Source organism: Amycolatopsis sp. NPDC114503 (assembly GCF_055633655.1).
The window spans coordinates 530,576-545,105 of the sequence record NZ_JBVKDT010000001.1; the positions used below are offsets into that span (position 1 = coordinate 530,576).

Annotated in this window: 15 protein-coding genes and 2 tRNA genes; 3 read left to right on the plus strand and 14 right to left on the minus strand. The window is 67.6% G+C overall.

The features are described from left to right. Nucleotides 1–82: 82 nt before the first annotated feature. The 5 genes from ACZ7OI_RS02650 to ACZ7OI_RS02670 are packed head-to-tail and all read right to left on the minus strand — an operon-like array spanning nt 83 to nt 3,699. Complete coding sequence (locus ACZ7OI_RS02650) at nt 83–484, minus strand: hypothetical protein (RefSeq protein ID WP_470262482.1); 402 nt, start codon at nt 482–484, stop codon at nt 83–85. Further along, on the minus strand, nt 481–1,038 hold the full coding sequence (locus tag ACZ7OI_RS02655; protein WP_470262483.1) for a hypothetical protein: 558 nt from the start codon (nt 1,036–1,038) through the stop codon (nt 481–483). Before ACZ7OI_RS02655 ends, ACZ7OI_RS02650 begins: the two co-directional genes overlap by 4 nt. Beyond that, nucleotides 1,035–1,418 (minus strand): SsgA family sporulation/cell division regulator, encoded by a 384-nt coding sequence (locus ACZ7OI_RS02660; protein WP_470262484.1) that lies wholly within the window; start codon nt 1,416–1,418, stop codon nt 1,035–1,037. The genes ACZ7OI_RS02655 and ACZ7OI_RS02660 overlap by 4 nt, the downstream gene beginning before the upstream one ends. Continuing rightward, a complete protein-coding gene (locus ACZ7OI_RS02665) occupies nt 1,418–3,430 on the minus strand; it encodes a type IV secretory system conjugative DNA transfer family protein (protein ID WP_470262485.1) in 2,013 nt (670 codons plus the stop codon). The genes ACZ7OI_RS02660 and ACZ7OI_RS02665 overlap by 1 nt, the downstream gene beginning before the upstream one ends. Then, entirely contained in the window at nt 3,430–3,699 is a 270-nt protein-coding gene (locus tag ACZ7OI_RS02670; protein ID WP_470262486.1) for a helix-turn-helix domain-containing protein, read from the minus strand. The genes ACZ7OI_RS02665 and ACZ7OI_RS02670 overlap by 1 nt, the downstream gene beginning before the upstream one ends. Nucleotides 3,700–3,984: 285 nt before the next feature. On the opposite strand from ACZ7OI_RS02670, the gene ACZ7OI_RS02675 reads away from it, so the two are divergent. Further along, nucleotides 3,985–4,824, plus strand: a complete 840-nt coding sequence (locus tag ACZ7OI_RS02675; protein WP_470262487.1) for a GntR family transcriptional regulator — start codon at nt 3,985–3,987, stop codon at nt 4,822–4,824. Further along, nucleotides 4,821–5,486 carry an HAD family hydrolase gene (locus ACZ7OI_RS02680; protein ID WP_470262488.1) on the plus strand — a complete coding sequence of 222 codons (666 nt, stop codon included), beginning with the start codon at nt 4,821–4,823 and terminating at the stop codon, nt 5,484–5,486. Before ACZ7OI_RS02675 ends, ACZ7OI_RS02680 begins: the two co-directional genes overlap by 4 nt. Before the next feature lie 4 nt (nt 5,487–5,490). On the opposite strand, the gene ACZ7OI_RS02685 is transcribed toward ACZ7OI_RS02680, so the two are convergent. The 5 genes from ACZ7OI_RS02685 to ACZ7OI_RS02705 all read right to left on the minus strand — a co-directional run bounded on the left by ACZ7OI_RS02685 (nt 5,491) and on the right by ACZ7OI_RS02705 (nt 8,874). Beyond that, nucleotides 5,491–6,288, minus strand: a complete 798-nt coding sequence (locus ACZ7OI_RS02685) for a phosphotransferase (RefSeq protein ID WP_470262489.1) — start codon at nt 6,286–6,288, stop codon at nt 5,491–5,493. Beyond that, the gene (locus tag ACZ7OI_RS02690) at nt 6,285–7,589 is read right to left on the minus strand and encodes a tyrosine-type recombinase/integrase (protein ID WP_470262490.1); all 1,305 of its coding nucleotides are present in this window, start codon (nt 7,587–7,589) and stop codon (nt 6,285–6,287) included. Before ACZ7OI_RS02690 ends, ACZ7OI_RS02685 begins: the two co-directional genes overlap by 4 nt. A gap of 81 nt (nt 7,590–7,670) precedes the next feature. Next, nucleotides 7,671–7,746, minus strand: a tRNA-Ala gene (locus ACZ7OI_RS02695). Nucleotides 7,747–7,775: 29 nt separating this feature from the next. Further along, nucleotides 7,776–7,946, minus strand: coding sequence for a DLW-39 family protein (locus ACZ7OI_RS02700; RefSeq protein WP_020663676.1), 171 nt, complete (start codon nt 7,944–7,946; stop codon nt 7,776–7,778). Nucleotides 7,947–8,103: 157 nt separating this feature from the next. After that, nucleotides 8,104–8,874, minus strand: a complete 771-nt coding sequence (locus ACZ7OI_RS02705; RefSeq protein ID WP_470262491.1) for a phosphotransferase — start codon at nt 8,872–8,874, stop codon at nt 8,104–8,106. Between the two features lie 46 nt (nt 8,875–8,920). On the opposite strand from ACZ7OI_RS02705, the gene ACZ7OI_RS02710 reads away from it, so the two are divergent. Next, nucleotides 8,921–9,535, plus strand: coding sequence for a DinB family protein (locus ACZ7OI_RS02710; RefSeq protein ID WP_470262492.1), 615 nt, complete (start codon nt 8,921–8,923; stop codon nt 9,533–9,535). On the opposite strand, the gene ACZ7OI_RS02715 is transcribed toward ACZ7OI_RS02710, so the two are convergent. The 4 genes from ACZ7OI_RS02715 to gyrA all read right to left on the minus strand — a co-directional run bounded on the left by ACZ7OI_RS02715 (nt 9,536) and on the right by gyrA (nt 14,494). Continuing rightward, complete coding sequence (locus ACZ7OI_RS02715; protein WP_470262493.1) at nt 9,536–10,933, minus strand: hypothetical protein; 1,398 nt, start codon at nt 10,931–10,933, stop codon at nt 9,536–9,538. A 92-nt stretch (nt 10,934–11,025) separates the two neighbouring features. Then, nucleotides 11,026–11,099, minus strand: a tRNA-Ile gene (locus ACZ7OI_RS02720). Nucleotides 11,100–11,171: 72 nt separating this feature from the next. After that, the gene (locus tag ACZ7OI_RS02725; protein ID WP_470262494.1) at nt 11,172–11,822 is read right to left on the minus strand and encodes a DUF3566 domain-containing protein; all 651 of its coding nucleotides are present in this window, start codon (nt 11,820–11,822) and stop codon (nt 11,172–11,174) included. 35 nt (nt 11,823–11,857) lie between these two features. Beyond that, entirely contained in the window at nt 11,858–14,494 is a 2,637-nt protein-coding gene (gyrA, locus tag ACZ7OI_RS02730) for a DNA gyrase subunit A (RefSeq protein ID WP_470262495.1), read from the minus strand. Between the last annotated feature and the right edge of the window lie 36 nt (nt 14,495–14,530).

Here is a 14,530-nt window from a genome sequence, read left to right on the forward strand (position 1 = left end):
TGCGTCGTTCGCGGGTGATGCGTTCCTGGTCGCGGGTGACCGAGTCGTGCAGGTCCCACGGGTCTTCGGGTGCGGGCATGGCTCAGCACTCCTCGCTGCCCGGGTCGGTCCCGTCCGCGCTGTGGCGGTCGGGCAGCAGCGCGCTGAGCACGACGACCACGTCGCCGCCGTGCGCGGGCAGCGCGCCGACCGCGCGCAAAGACGCCGCGCCGCCCGCCGCCGAGCAGCTGGTTTCGCGCAGGTCCAGGAACTCCGCCCAGCGGGCGAACAGCTCCCGCGCCTTCCGGTTCGTCAGGACCCGGCCGTACTCGTTGATCCGCCCGTACAGGCCGCCGAGGTCGGTCACCGTCCACGTCACCGGGGCCAGTTCCGCGACGGCGGCGCGGGACAGCACGGTCGCGAGGGCGGCGTGCGCTTTCAGCTGCCAGGTGCGACGTTCGGCGTCGATGACTGGGCCGAACAGGTCATCGGGGTTGTGGTTCACCGCGCCTCGCCTCCGCGGCTGAGGCGGACCAGCCGCCAGCGGCGCGACCCGAAGCGCGAGGCCGCTTCCGGCAACCTGGCCAGCAGTGCCGTCCGAGGCCGCCCCGGAGCGACGGCGAGCAGACCGGTGAGCACGGAGGCCTTGTGCCGCAGCCATTCCCGCCGCGCTGCCGCGCGATTCCCGTCGACCACGGCGGAAGCGCGCCAGTCGCAACCGCAGGCCACTTCCCAACCGCCCGGGTCGGTGTACCAACCCAGCTTCCGCGGCGCGTGCGCGGCGATCCGCGCACCGTGCGGCGCCGGGGTCGGGATCTCCTCCGGCCGCACCAGCAACGTGACCGGGTCCGAGAGCCGGTCACGCTCGAACCGCGGCCCGGTCCAGTCCGGGTTCGGTGCCGGCGACACCACATGCGGAGCAGGGCCCCACGACGCGGCGGTCAGCCGGTAGACCGTCCACGGCTCCGGGTGGCCCTCGACCAGCACCCGATCGCCGACCTGCACGTCCGAGGCCAGCATGGGGACCTGCACCCACTGTTCGAGATCGACGGGGTTCACAGCGCCACCCCCGGGAACTCGGCGGTGTCGGACCAGTCGAGTTCGGCGGTTTCCTGTCCGGCCAGCACGATGCCGTTGGTGGCGGCGAGGAACACCTCGACCTCGTCGCGGCGGAACACCGCCGTCCCGGTCCCGGCCGGAGTGGACATGCCCAGCACCACCAGGTCCGCGCGGACGGTGACCGTCACGTCCCCGATCCCGGCCTGCCCGTATATCAGGGCGTCGCAGAGCAGGTCGCGGGCGATGACCCACTCCACACCGGGCTGGATGGTGTCGAACCCGAGCGTGACCGCGTACGGGTCGTCGCGGTGATAGCTGGCCGAGACGGTGGTGTTCCCGGACTCCAGAAGCACCGGCAGTGCCACGGTGATCGCGTCCATCACTCGCCCTCCCCTGCTTCGGCCGGGGCGGCGTCCAGGCGCAGCGCATCCGCGCGCACCGCGGGTTCGGAATGGTCCTGTGCCGGGACCCGCACCCGCGCGGCACGTCGCTTGTCGCGGCGGGCTTCGGCGCGGGCAGCGAACCAGGATTCGCCCTGTTCCAGCCACGGCTCGACCCGGTCGGCCAGCGCGTCCACGAACGCGCCCACGCGGACCGCGAACTCGTCGCGGCGGTCCTGCCACCGCTCGAACGCCTCGGTCCAGCGCTCGACCCGCGCGCTGTTGCGTTCCGCGCGGACGGCGGCCTTGACGTCGCGGCGTTTCCACGCCATCTGCAGCTTCCCCACCGCCGCCGGCATCCCCCGGCGCACGATCACCGCGTGCATCGCGGGCAGCTGCGAGATCTGCCCCGCCGAGAGCACCGGCACCTTCCGCGGCGACCGGCCGGTCACGTTCCCGTCCGCGTCCTCGGTGTCCACGTGCTCGTCGCGGTCCGAGGTGAGCAGCGAGTAGGCGTTCAGGTCGTCCGGATCCCGCGACCCGCCCAAAACCAGCACGGTCGCGCTGTTGGTCATGATCGACGCCGCGCCGGTCGCGCCCCACCGCTCGATCAGCTGGGCCCGGGACTGGGCGCCGATGTGGATGGTGATGTTGCGCCCGCCCATGTCCGCGGTCCACTTGTGCAACGGAATCGGACAAATCAGGGCAGCTTCGTCGAGGGCCAGCGTCAGCGCCGGGTCCAGCCGGCCGCCCGGCGACTCCGACGCGATCCGCCGCGCCTCCCGGGCGATGTGCGCGGTCAGAGCCGCCACCAGGGGCGCGGTGTGGCCTTCTTCTGCGCCGAGCATGTACACCGTGCCGCGCTCGTCCAGCAGCTCGGCGACGTCGAACGCGCCGCCGGTGGCCGCCGCGTGGGCGGTCGGGTCGGTCAGCCACCCCAGCGCGGGCATGATCGTCGTCGTGATCGACGACCGGGTGCGCTCGTTCGTGGTCAGGAACTGCTGCGCCGCCGTCGCGAACGTCGGCTCACCCGACCTGCGCAACAGGCGCAGCACCTCGTCGGTCGCCTCTTCCGGGTCGGCGACCCACGCCTGCACGTCCCGCATCGCCAGCCCGCCCAGCGCGGCCGCGTGCAACAGAGCGGCGAGGGCCTGGCGCGCCAGCGCCACCCAGTGCTCCCGCTCAGTGTTGCCGTCCGCCGACGGCAACAGGTCACCGGCCCGGTGGGTCGCGGTCACCGGGTTCTCGCACCCCGACAGCGGGTCAAAGGTGATCGTCGACTCCAGTCCGGCCAGCCCGGACGGGTTGAACACGTACACCGGGCCCTTGCCGCGGCGCACCTTCGCGGTCAGGTCGATCAGGTCGGTGCGGGTGCTGGTCGCGATCACCGCACCCGGCGCATCCAGGATCCGGCACGCCAGCTCGCCGGTCTTCCCGGTCCGGGGCCCGCCGACCCGCAGCGTCACGTCCTCGACCGACGACCAGATCCCCTGCCCGCCGACCCGCGCCAACCGGGTCGCGTACTCCGTCACCGGCGTCCGCCGACGCTCCCGCCGCGACACCTCCCGCAGGCTCGGCTTCACCGTCTTCGCCTTGCGCCGCATCGCGAACGCCGACGCCACCCGGAAAATCTGCCACCGCGACGCCGTCCCGCCGTTGCGCCGCGAACGCCGCGACCACCGGCCGATCAACCCCCGCGACCCGCCCCGCGCCTGCACCGCCATCACCCCGACGACCACCAGCACCGGCAACCCGACCAGGCCCCACGGCCACACCTCATAGCCCGGCGTCGCGTCCGGAGCCTCGATCGCGAACCACACCGTCACGGCCGCCAAACCGGCCAGACCGATCATCAACCGCGCGACATTCCCGCGCGTCAACTCCACCAGCCGGAACAACGCCACGAACGCGCCTGCGACCACAAACCACGGCCACACCGGAACAAAGTCCGCCATCGCGGAACCCAAAAGAATCAACACACCCGCCGCCAGGGCAGCAATGAACGTGCGCATCAGGCCGCACCCCCGGCCGTCGAGGCGCGCCAGCTGTCGACCCACTCGGCGACGTCGACGCAGTTCCCGCTGTCTGAGGCGGCATCAAGCAGCCGCTCGACGGCTTTCGCCGGCACTACGTATCGACCTTGCCCAGCGCTACGACGAACTCGCAGTGCGGGAAACGCATCGTCCTGAATGAGGCGGTAGACGTATTCCTGCGAAAGGCTCAGGAGGGCAGCTGCCTCGGGAACCGTGTAGGTCGGCACGCCAGCGGCACGTTTGCTCATGGCGTTCCTCAAAGCCGCGGCACGCATCAGCTCACGGCACTGGGCACGCCCTGTTCGAGCATTCGCTGTCGTAACTTGTTCATGCATCTGGGTCTCCAAATGTCCGATGCGAGGCCCGGGCGGGGCGGCATCCCCGCCCGGGTCGCTTTGTTTCGGCCGTCTCCTACCTGTCCAACCTGCACAGGTTGTCTAGGCATATTTGAAGATACCCAGGTTGCCTAGGCATGTCAATCGGTTGTCTAGGCTGCCTAGCTCAGTGGGGGTCCAAGCCGTACCCTGAGCTGCATGGAGCTGGATCCGAACGACCCGTCGCCCGAGTTCAAGCAAGTCGCTAACGTCCTACGGGCCGCGATCCTGACGGGTTCCTACCAACCGGGCGACAAGCTGCCGTCCGGTCCGGACCTCGCAAAGGAATTCGGAGTTGCTCGAATGACTGTGCTGTCCGCGATTCGGGTCCTGCGAGATGAAGGGCTCGTCATATCAAGGCAGGGCAGCGGAACCTTCGTTCGAGAACGGACACAACGACCAGTTGACCTTCGATCGCACATCGAGCGGGCCTTCGAGGCTCCCGACGTGTCGGTGGACTTTGCTGGCTTTTCGGGCGAGACGTTGCACGGCGCGATCACTGAACCGTTGGACAAGATCCGAAACGGCCGACTGCGGCCAGAAGCCCTCTCTGTTCGAGTGCTCGTTCCCGATCCCCGACAGCCCTGGGCGTTGCCGGCCAGGGTCGAAGACCTCGCCGACAGCCCCGCCTTCCGCGCCCGCGCGACTCGAATCATGGAACGACACACGCTGGCGATCGTCGACGAGGTGAACGAGCTCGGCGAGCTTGGGCTCGTGACCAATGCCCGTGCCGAAGTGCGGGTGGTTCCTTCGGTTCCCCTCTTCAAGGTCTACCTGCTGAACAACGCCGAGGCGTTCTTCGGCTATTACCCGGTCCAGGAACACCAAGTCATGCTTGATGGAGAGCGAACCGGGATCTGGGACCTAATGGGCAAGGACGCGACGCTCTTTCGACACTCGACAGACGAGGACCAGGACAGCCTCGGAGCCGAGTTTGTCCGGCAGTCGAAGATGTGGTTCGAGTCGCTGTGGGACTCGGTCGGTCGGGAGTACCGATGACCGCGGACACGGCCGCCGCCGTCCTGGCGTCGACGTCCGCGGTCCTCCTCGACTTCGACGGCCCGGTGTGTTCGGTATTCAGCGCCTTTACTCCTGCGGAGGTCGCGAACGATCTGAGGGAAGCCCTCAACCTGCAGGACTCACCCGAAACCGGTGAGCCGTTCGAGCTCCTAACCTACGTTGCAAACTCATTCCCCGCAGCTGCGTCAGACGCAGAAGCTGAACTCGCTCGGCTGGAGCGAGTCGCCGTGATTGAGGCACAGCCGACTCCCGGAGCAGAAGCGCTCCTCCAACGATTCCATTCGACGGGCCGGCCGGTAGTCATCGTCAGTAACAACTCATCGAGCGCAGTAGACGTCTACCTCGATCAGCACGAGCTCCGGCAGTTCGTTGTCGGCGTATCGTCGCGCATCTCGCCAGATCCCGCACTACTGAAGCCGCATCCGCACCTGTTGAACCGTGGCGCGGAGCTCATTGGTGTGCCAATCGGCGACTGCGTGATGGTCGGAGACTCCACAACCGACATCGCGGCAGCGCATGCCGCTGGCGCGGCGGCAATCGGCTACGCAAACAAGCCTGGTAAGCGGGAGCGTTTCGAAGCGCTCGGCGTCACGGCCATCGTCGAACAGATGTCAGAGCTTCTGCAATTCCCGGTACAATAACGGCTCAGACTCGGGCTGCGACAGCTACGTATCGCCATGCCTTGGTACGTTCAAGGTCGAGTTCGAGGCGAGCAACCAGGTCATCAACACTTCGTTCGGACTTCCACGTGACAACCGCGACGTCATATTCGAGGTCGCCTGACACGGCCCGCGGATCAATCAAGCGGAACCCCGCGTCATCTCGGAGCACATTTCCGCTGGACATGTCTCCGTGACAAAGTGACGGCCGCTCATCTGGAGTCAGTTCTTCAAGCAGGGACAACGCATTCCGCCGCTCGGCTCGACTCGGGACAGCTAGACCGGGTGCCAAGTCAACCGCCCCAGCGGAGTTCAGGCGCGTCCGAAGCCAGGTTGAGACGCTCGGGAACGGGCCGGACGCTGAAACGCAAGCGAGAGGAGTCAGCACTGCTACCAACTCGGAAACAGTCGCGAGCCGTATGTCGCGGCTACCAGGTCGGACCTCGTCCATCACTGTCCACGTGCTGAACTCCGACCGCGCAACCTCATGCACTGTCGGCCCAACGCCCAACCGCGCAAGTTCGATCGCTGCAGCAGCCTGGCGCGGACCAGCCGGATCGGGAGTTGACTTGAGAACCAACCGGCTCCGCGGCGTCTCGACCGACACGACGAATCCGTACCGAGCGTTGAAAACGTGCAGTTGCCGTGCTTCGTACTTAACGCACAGCTGCCTGAACTCCCCGAGGACCGAGGATTCCCACTCGCGCGCACGGTCTGGCCAGCGCGCGCGAACGTCTCGGACGACACCAGCGGGCAGCAGAACTCGGCGCGGAGCGACCATCATCTAGCTCCGTGCCGGTTTTTTCGCGTCGGCCGCGAAAATTGGTTGCTGACCACGCTTGCTGCGCGCCGATCCGCCTCGGCAACCCAGGCGGCGTAAACACGTAGCGTGGTGGTCCCACCGTCCGCGTGCCCGAGCCGGCCCGCGACGGTGCGGATGTCGACGCCAGCGAGGATGAGTTCCGTAGCCGAATAGTGCCGGAGGGCGTGGAGATGGCTGTCGATCCCGATCGAAGCACACATGCGGCCATACCGGTGGGTGATGGCCGACCGGTTGCATGGCCGATCAAAAGTCGGAGAGTAGGAGAAGAGGTACGCGTCGTCGCTCGGCTCGACAGCCAGGGCACGCATGCGATCCTCGTAGTGGCTTCGGAGGTCCTGCAGCACCTCGATTGTGGCGTCGTCGAGTGAAATCCTGCGTGGTTGGTCGGTCTTCGTCTCGTGCACCGCGATGATCTGCCTCGCGAATTGCACGTCGCGCCAGCGGAGCCGGACAAGCTCGCTGCGGCGCACACCGGTCACCATCACCAGCCAGACAAGCGACCCCCAGGCGTCGTCCTGCTCCCAAGCCGCATTAATGATCTTCGCTGCTTGCTCCGTCGTCGGCGGGTCCGGATCGGGCTTCGGCGCCCGCGGCTTGCGTGCACTCTCCGCCGGGTTGCTCTTCACCCATTCCCACCGAATCGCTGCTGCAAAAGTCCCGCTGATCATGAAGTGCAGCTTGAGCACCGTTGCTTTGCCGAGCGGACTGCACTCGTGTGGCTGGCATTGCGTGACAATGCAGCCCTTTTCCTTGCAGTCGTGCGGCGGGTAGCCGGCGGCCGGTGGTCGCCCAGGCGGCCGCTTGTGCCGGACTGTTCGACACTCGTGTGGTCCTTCGATGCGATGCTCGATGTGCGGCTTGCCGTCGCAACGAGCTCGGCAACGCTGGATATCCGCGTAGAACTCCTCAAGCGTCCGCGCCTTGATCTTTGACAGCGGGGTATCACCGAACGCCGGGTAGAGGTGGTTCCGGGCGTAGCCCTCGTAAGTGTCGCGGGTCTCGTCGGTGAGCTCCGCGAGGCGAAGCCAGTCGTCCATCGCTACGCGGAAAGTAGCTTTGCTGCGGGCGTGACGTTCTTCGTCGACTTGGGCGATCAGCCGAGTCAGGATCCGGTCGGCTTCCTTCTCGTCGGTGGTCGACTCGGTGAGGTAGAGACGCCTGCCTGTCAGTGGGTCAACGCCGGCGTAGACCTTCACGCGCAGAGAGTTGCCTCGGCGCTCGATCTCGCCGCGGGAGCGTTTGTTAGCCGACTTCCTGGCCATGATCCGATCGTACCCGCACCCACCATAGCCCCCATTGATCAAATTTAAGAGCAATCAACGCGGTAAAAGTGCTGGTCAAGCTGGTGGACCTGAGGGGAATCGAACCCCTGACCCCCGCCTTGCAAAGGCGGTGCTCTACCAATTGAGCTACAGGCCCGGTGCGGACCGGGGTCCGCGAGGTGTGGGTCAGTTGCGGGACGCGTCCGCGGCCTTGGCCGGCGCGCTGCCGTTCGCCGACGGGGCGGCAGGCGTGGTGGCCTCACGCCACAGGTCAGCCTCGGCCTTGGCGGCCTTGTTCCGCTTGACGACGAACAGGACGCCGCCCGCGACGACCGCGAGTGCCAACAGCTTCTTCACCTGAAGCCCCCTTCTGAATGCTTGCGCTACCCCTCGATGCTACCGGACCCGTCGCGCGTCCCGTCCAGCGGTTCCGTCTCTCGTTCCACGTGGAACACCGGGAATATCCGGAGTGATCGGTCCGTTGAACCGGACGGCCCCAGCGGCCGCGCATCACTCAGCCCTGCCGGTCCTTCTCTTCCCGGCAGGGCTGACTCGTCTCCACGAGCCGCGCACGGGTGCCGGTGAGACCCGATTCGACCAGGTCAGGGCGGTCGTTCTCCAGTCCGTACGTCACCTCGTACCACGGGCCCAGCTGGTTCCACGCCCACGCGCGCCGACGCAGTTCGGGCGTGACCTCGTACTCCGCGGAGAACGCCGCGACACACTCGGCGGACGTCCCGAACAGCAGCCACGCCAGGTCCCGCGCGAGGTCGCCGATCGACACGTCGGACCAGTCGATCACGCCGCTCACCTGGCCGTCCTGCTTGAGCACGTGCTCCGGCCCGAGGTCTCCATGCACGACAGTGTTTGCTGGATAATCCTCAACCTCCGCCAGCAAAACACGAGCACGATCGGCCAGCGGACCAAGCAACTGCGGGACCGCATCCAGCGCCAGGACTTCCGGCTCCGCGCCCAGTTCGCGTGCCTTGGACACGTCCGCGCCGTGCAAAGCATGGAGAAACCGGCCGAGCGCGCGGCCGTCGTCAGCGGTCAGCTCGCCCGGTTCTCCTGGCACCAATTCATGCCGCACGACCAACGGATCTTCCTGCCACACAACGGGAATCGGCACCGCCAACGGCAGCTGCGGAGCCAGCCACGGCAGCACGGTCGTCTCCCGCAGCAGCCACGCGCGTACCTCGTCCCGCTTGGGTCGCCGCTCGACCCACCGCCCGTCGACAAGCGTCGCGACGCTGTCCCAACCCTCGCCCAGATCCTCGCCGGTCATGCCACACTGAACCAGGTCTTGCCGGCATCGGCCCAGGGAGTTTTCCGTGCCGCCGCCCCGTTTGGCTCCGCTGCTCGACCAGTTCGACTTCGCCCGCACCCGCCTAGTGAACCGCCTCACCGGTCCGTTCCTGGACAGCGGCGACGGCTCCGAAATACCGGTCAGCCCGATGACCGACGCCGAATACCACTGGCCGCCGGTCCCCGGGCACTGGTCGGTACGCCGCCGCGCCGACGGGCCCGGACCGCGCGCGACCCACCTGGCCGGCACCGGAGAGTGGGGCCGCGACGCCGCGCCGTACCCGCAACCGTCGCCACCGCCGTTCACCACCATCGCCTGGCGGCTCAGCCACCTCAGCGAAATGCTCGCCCTCCGCGCCGACCACACCGCGGGCACGCACACCAAAACCCGCGACGACTACCCGATCGCCGGCGACGTCACGACCGCCATCGCCGCTTTCGACACCGGTGCGACAGCCTGGCGCGAAGCCTTGCTGACCGTCGACGACGCCGCGCTGGACACCGTCGGCTACTGCACCTACCCGCACGGCAGCGACGCCGAAAACCCCTTCCTCGAAATCGTCTGGTGGGTCAACCAGGAACTCCTCCACCACGGCGCGGAAATCGCCCTGCTGCGCGACCTGTACCGGCAGACCCGCTGACTACACCGAAATCCCGGCGGCGAACGCGATCTCCAGAACCTGGTGCCGCTCAAAGGAACCCGTCCCGAGCAGAGCCGCGATACGTTGCTGCTGCGCATCACTCGGCTGGAGATACATCGGCAGCACCATCCGGTCCCAAGCCGCCCCGAACTCCAGGTCGGCGATCACCGCCTCCCAACCGCCGAGACCGCGGTGCAGCCACCACCCCCGACGCCGCAGCTCCGGATCCGCGGAATCCTTGAATACCACCAGATCCGCGAACGACCACAGCTGCGGACTGCTGCTGAGCACTTCTCCCGCCAGCCGGGCCACGCGCGAGTGCTCGCTCGTGATTTCGCGCAGCAACCACGGCACGTCCGAAGCGATCGCCTTGCCCCGCAGCAACGACAACCCGGTCTTCTTCAACGGCAGGTCCGAACTCTGGGCAAGACCGACGATCTCCGCACGGTCCAGCTCAGTCCCGGCCTCCGCGAGCCCGACGTACGCACGAGCCCGCACCACCGCCCGAGCAGCAGAACGCGCGACCGCCGCATAAACCTCGACCGGGTCCCGCCCCATTTCCTGCCAGCGCAGCCGAGCCCACAACCGCACCATCACCGACCGGTCGACCAGAAGTCGTTCCACCTCAACGGGATCGAGCTGCGCCGCGGTCAGCTTCACCAAACCCAGCACCCGACTCTCCGCGGACCGCCCGCGAAGCAGCGATTCAGCGATGACGTCCGGAGTCGCCAATTCAGCGACGACACCGATCAACTGCCGCCGGACGATCTGGTCCCGTTCCTGAGGCAGCAACCGGACCGCGTCCGGCAAGCCGAGCAATCCGGACTCGAAGCTGTGTCGAAACGCTGCCCGCCGTACGTCAAAGCCCTCGGAGTTTCGCAAGCACGCCCACACTGTTGCCTCGCCGTGCGCGGCGACCAGCTCACGCAGATAGCGCGCGAAAATTTCCGAACCCCGCCAGCGCTGCGAAATACGCTGCAGCAGTGGCATGATCCGCCCGGCCTGCACCAACGTCGTACGGCGCAGCACTTCTTGTACGGCCAGCTCCCGGACCACCTCGGAGTAGTCGGCAACCCGGACCGCCAAGGCCCGGTCGCTCAACGCGCCGTCCGAAGAGCACAACAGGCGAACTGCCCGCTCCCGCAGGTGTCCGTCGCGGTGCATCGAAGCCAGCGTCAGCGCAGCCACCGGAGCGCGCTTCAGCTTCCGATCCGTCACCCGACCCATTACCGGCTTCTCGGAGCGGGACTGGCGGGAGTAGTAGTCGATCCGCAGCAGCTCGCGCGCAGTCGCCGACTCAAGCCAAGCCGAGGTCGCGGCCAAGCCTTCGTGGTCGTCCCACTGCGCGGCGACCACCCCGAGGCTCAGCTGATAAAGGATCTCCGCCGGAGTCTGCATGCGGCTGATTCTGGCGACCGCACCACCCGGCAGTCATCCGAAATACCAGAAAGGCCGGTCCGCAGGAGCTGCGAACCGGCCTTCCGGAAATGTGGGCCCACCAGGACTTGAACCTGGGACCTCTTCGTTATCAGCGAAGCGCTCTAACCGCCTGAGCTATGGGCCCGTCGAACGAGGAGTACTTTACCGGACCCCTCATCCGCTCTTGCAACCGGGTATCGACCTTCGTGCAACCGGGTTACTCCCGCTCGGACAGGGTGACTTCCAGCCCGCCCGCGAGGTCCGCCGACACGTTGTAGATGAACGCGCTCACCGTCGCCAGCGCGGACACCAGCACGATGTTGATCGCCCCGAGGATCGCCGCGATGCCGAACACGCGACCGGCGCTGATCAGCGGTTCGGGGGACGCGTTCGCGCCCTCGCCGCCGACCAGGGACGAGTACGTGCCGTTCAGCTTGTCCCACACGCCCATGCCGTCGAGCACGGTGTAGAGCACGCCGACCGCGACCAGCCAGACGAAGAACATCGCGACGCCGAGCACCAGTGCCAGCTTCAGCACCGACCACGGGTCGAACCGCTTGATCTGCAGGCTCGCCCGCCGCGGGCCCCGGCCGGGACGGCGCAGCGCGCTCGGCGTCGGCCGGGTGCGGCCCGCGGGCGGAACGTCGTCCGCGGGCGGCGGTGCCTCGCCTCCGAAGAGCCGGGGCGCCGCCGTGCCGCTGACCGGGTAGTCGTTCTCGACCGCGGCAGGCTCGGGAGCCGCGGTGGGCACGTCCTCGGTCGCGATCCGCGCCGTGGCCATGGCCTCGGAGTCGCCGCCGCCGTCCTTGGCGGTGCGCTGCCAGGGCGGGTTGGCCGACGCGTCGTCGGCCTTGTCGGATGGTGCCACGTTGAGTCAGTCCTTACCCGTGCGTGGGGCGCCGATCACTGCTCCGGCGCCGTGCCGTCTTCTGCTGTGGGCTCCTCTGGCGTAGCCTCGGCCGCTTCTTCCGAAACCGATTCCTCCGAAACCGTCTCGGAAGCCTCGACTTCCGAGACCTCCGAAACCTCGGACGCCTCGGAACCGTCCTCGGCCGAGTCCTCGCCACCATTGGCGACGTCCGAACCCTCGTCCGCGTTGCGTGCGACCGCGAGAAGAGTGGTTCCGTCACCCAGGTTCATCAGCCGAACGCCCTTGGTCTGCCTGCCCGCCTTGCGCACGTCCCGCGCCGGCGTGCGGATGACCCCGCCGCTGGACGTGATGGCGAACAGCTCGTCGTCCTCGTCGACGATGAGTGCCCCCACCAGCCTGCCACGTTTACTGTCGTGCTGGATGGTGAGCACGCCCTTGCCGCCGCGGCCCTGTACCGGATAGTCCTCGATCGGCGTCCGCTTCGCATACGCGCCGTCCGTGGCGACCAGCAGGAACTTGTCCGGTTTGACCACGCTGATGCCGAGCAGTTCGTCACCCTCGTTGAACCGCATGCCCAGCACGCCCGAGGTCGGCCTGCCCATCGGGCGCAGCGCCTCGTCGGTCGCGTGGAAGCGGATCGACTGGCCGCCCGCGGACACCAGCAGCAGGTCGTCCTCGGCCGCCGCGAGCACCGCGCCCATCAGCTCGTCGCCCTCGCGCAGGTTGATCGCGATGAGCCCGCCCGCGCGGTTGGAGTCGAAGTCGGTGAGCTTCGTCTTCTTCACCAGGCCGCGCTGCGTGGCGAGCACCAGGTACGGCGCGACCTCGTAGTTCGGGATCTCGATGACCTGGGCGATCTGCTCGTCCGGCTGGAACGCGAGCAGGTTCGCCACGTGCTGGCCGCGCGCGTTGCGGTTGGCCTCGGGCAGGTCGTAGGCCTTCGCCCGGTACACCCGGCCCTTGTTCGTGAAGAACAGGATCCAGTCGTGCGTGGAGCAGACGAAGAAGTGCTGGACGATGTCGTCCTGCTTCAGCGTCGCGCCCTGCACGCCCTTGCCGCCGCGCTTCTGCGAGCGGTACAGATCGGTTTTCGTCCGCTTGGCGTAGCCCGTGCGGGTGATGGTGACGACCACGTCTTCCTGCGCGATCAGGTCCTCGACCGACACGTCGCCGTCGAACGGGATGATCTGGGTGCGCCGGTCGTCGCCGTACTTGTCGACGATCTCCATCAGCTCGTCGCGGATGATCGACCGCTGCCGCTCGGGCTTCGCGAGGATGTCCTTGAGATCGGCGATCTCCAGCTCGATCTCGGCCAGGGTGTCGATGATCCGCTGGCGCTCCAGCGCGGCTAGCCGGCGCAGCTGCATGTCCAGGATCGCGGTCGCCTGGATCTCGTCGATCTCGAGCAGCGACATCAGGCCCGGCCGGGCCTCGTCGGCCGAGGGCGAGCGCCGGATCAGGGCGATCACCTCGTCCAGCATGTCGAGCGCCTTGACCAGACCGCGCAGGATGTGGGCCCGTTCCTCGGCCTTGCGCAGCCGGTACCGGGTCCGCCGCACGATCACGTCGACCTGGTGCTTCACGTAGTGCCGGATGATCTGGTCGAGCCGGAGCGTGCGCGGCACGCCGTCGACCAGCGCCAGCATGTTGACGCCGAAGTTCTGCTGCAGCTGGGTGTGCTTGAACAGGTTGTTCAGCACCACCTTCGCCACTGCGTCGCGCTTGATCGTGACGACGATCCGCATGCCCGACCGGCTATTGGACTCGTCCGCGATGTCGGAGATGCCCGTGATCTTGCCGTCGCGCACCAGGTGGGCGATGTTTTCCACCAGGTTGTCCGGGTTGACCTGGTACGGCAGCTCGGACACGACCAGGATGGTGCGGCCCTTCGCGTCCTCTTCGACCTCGACCACCGCGCGCATCCGGATCGACCCGCGTCCGGTGCGATAGGCGTCCTCGATGCCGGAGGTGCCGAGGATCATCGCCTTGGTCGGGAAGTCCGGGCCCTTGATCCGCACCAGCAGCGCGGCCAGCAGCTCGTCGTCGGTCGCCTCGGGGTTCTCCAGCGCCCAGACGACGCCCGAGGACACCTCGCGCAGGTTGTGCGGCGGGATGTTCGTCGCCATCCCGACCGCGATCCCGGAACCGCCGTTGACCAGAAGGTTCGGGAACCGCGCCGGCAGCACGTCTGGTTCCTGCGTGCGGCCGTCGTAGTTGTCGGAGAGGTCGACGGTCTCCTCTTCGATGTCCGCCAGCATCTGCATGGCCAGCGGCGCGAGGCGGGACTCGGTGTACCGCATGGCGGCAGCCGGGTCGTTGCCCGCCGAACCGAAGTTGCCCTGCCCGTCGATCAGCGGGTAGCGCAGCGACCACGGCTGGGCGAGCCGCACGAGCGCGTCGTAGATCGCCGAGTCGCCGTGCGGGTGGTAGTTGCCCATGACGTCGCCGACGACGCGGGAGCACTTGTTGTACCCGCGGTCCGGGCGGAACCCGGAGTCGTACATCGAGTACAGGATCCGGCGCGCCACCGGCTTGAGGCCGTCGCGCACGTCCGGCAGCGCCCGCGACACGATGACGCTCATCGCGTAGTCGATGTAGGAGCGCTGCATCTCCTGCTGGATGTCGACCGGTTCGATCCGGTCGTGTTCCGGCGGCAAGGTTTCCGTCATGAGGTCCTTCTCGGTGAGCAGTCCTGGGGAAGCGAG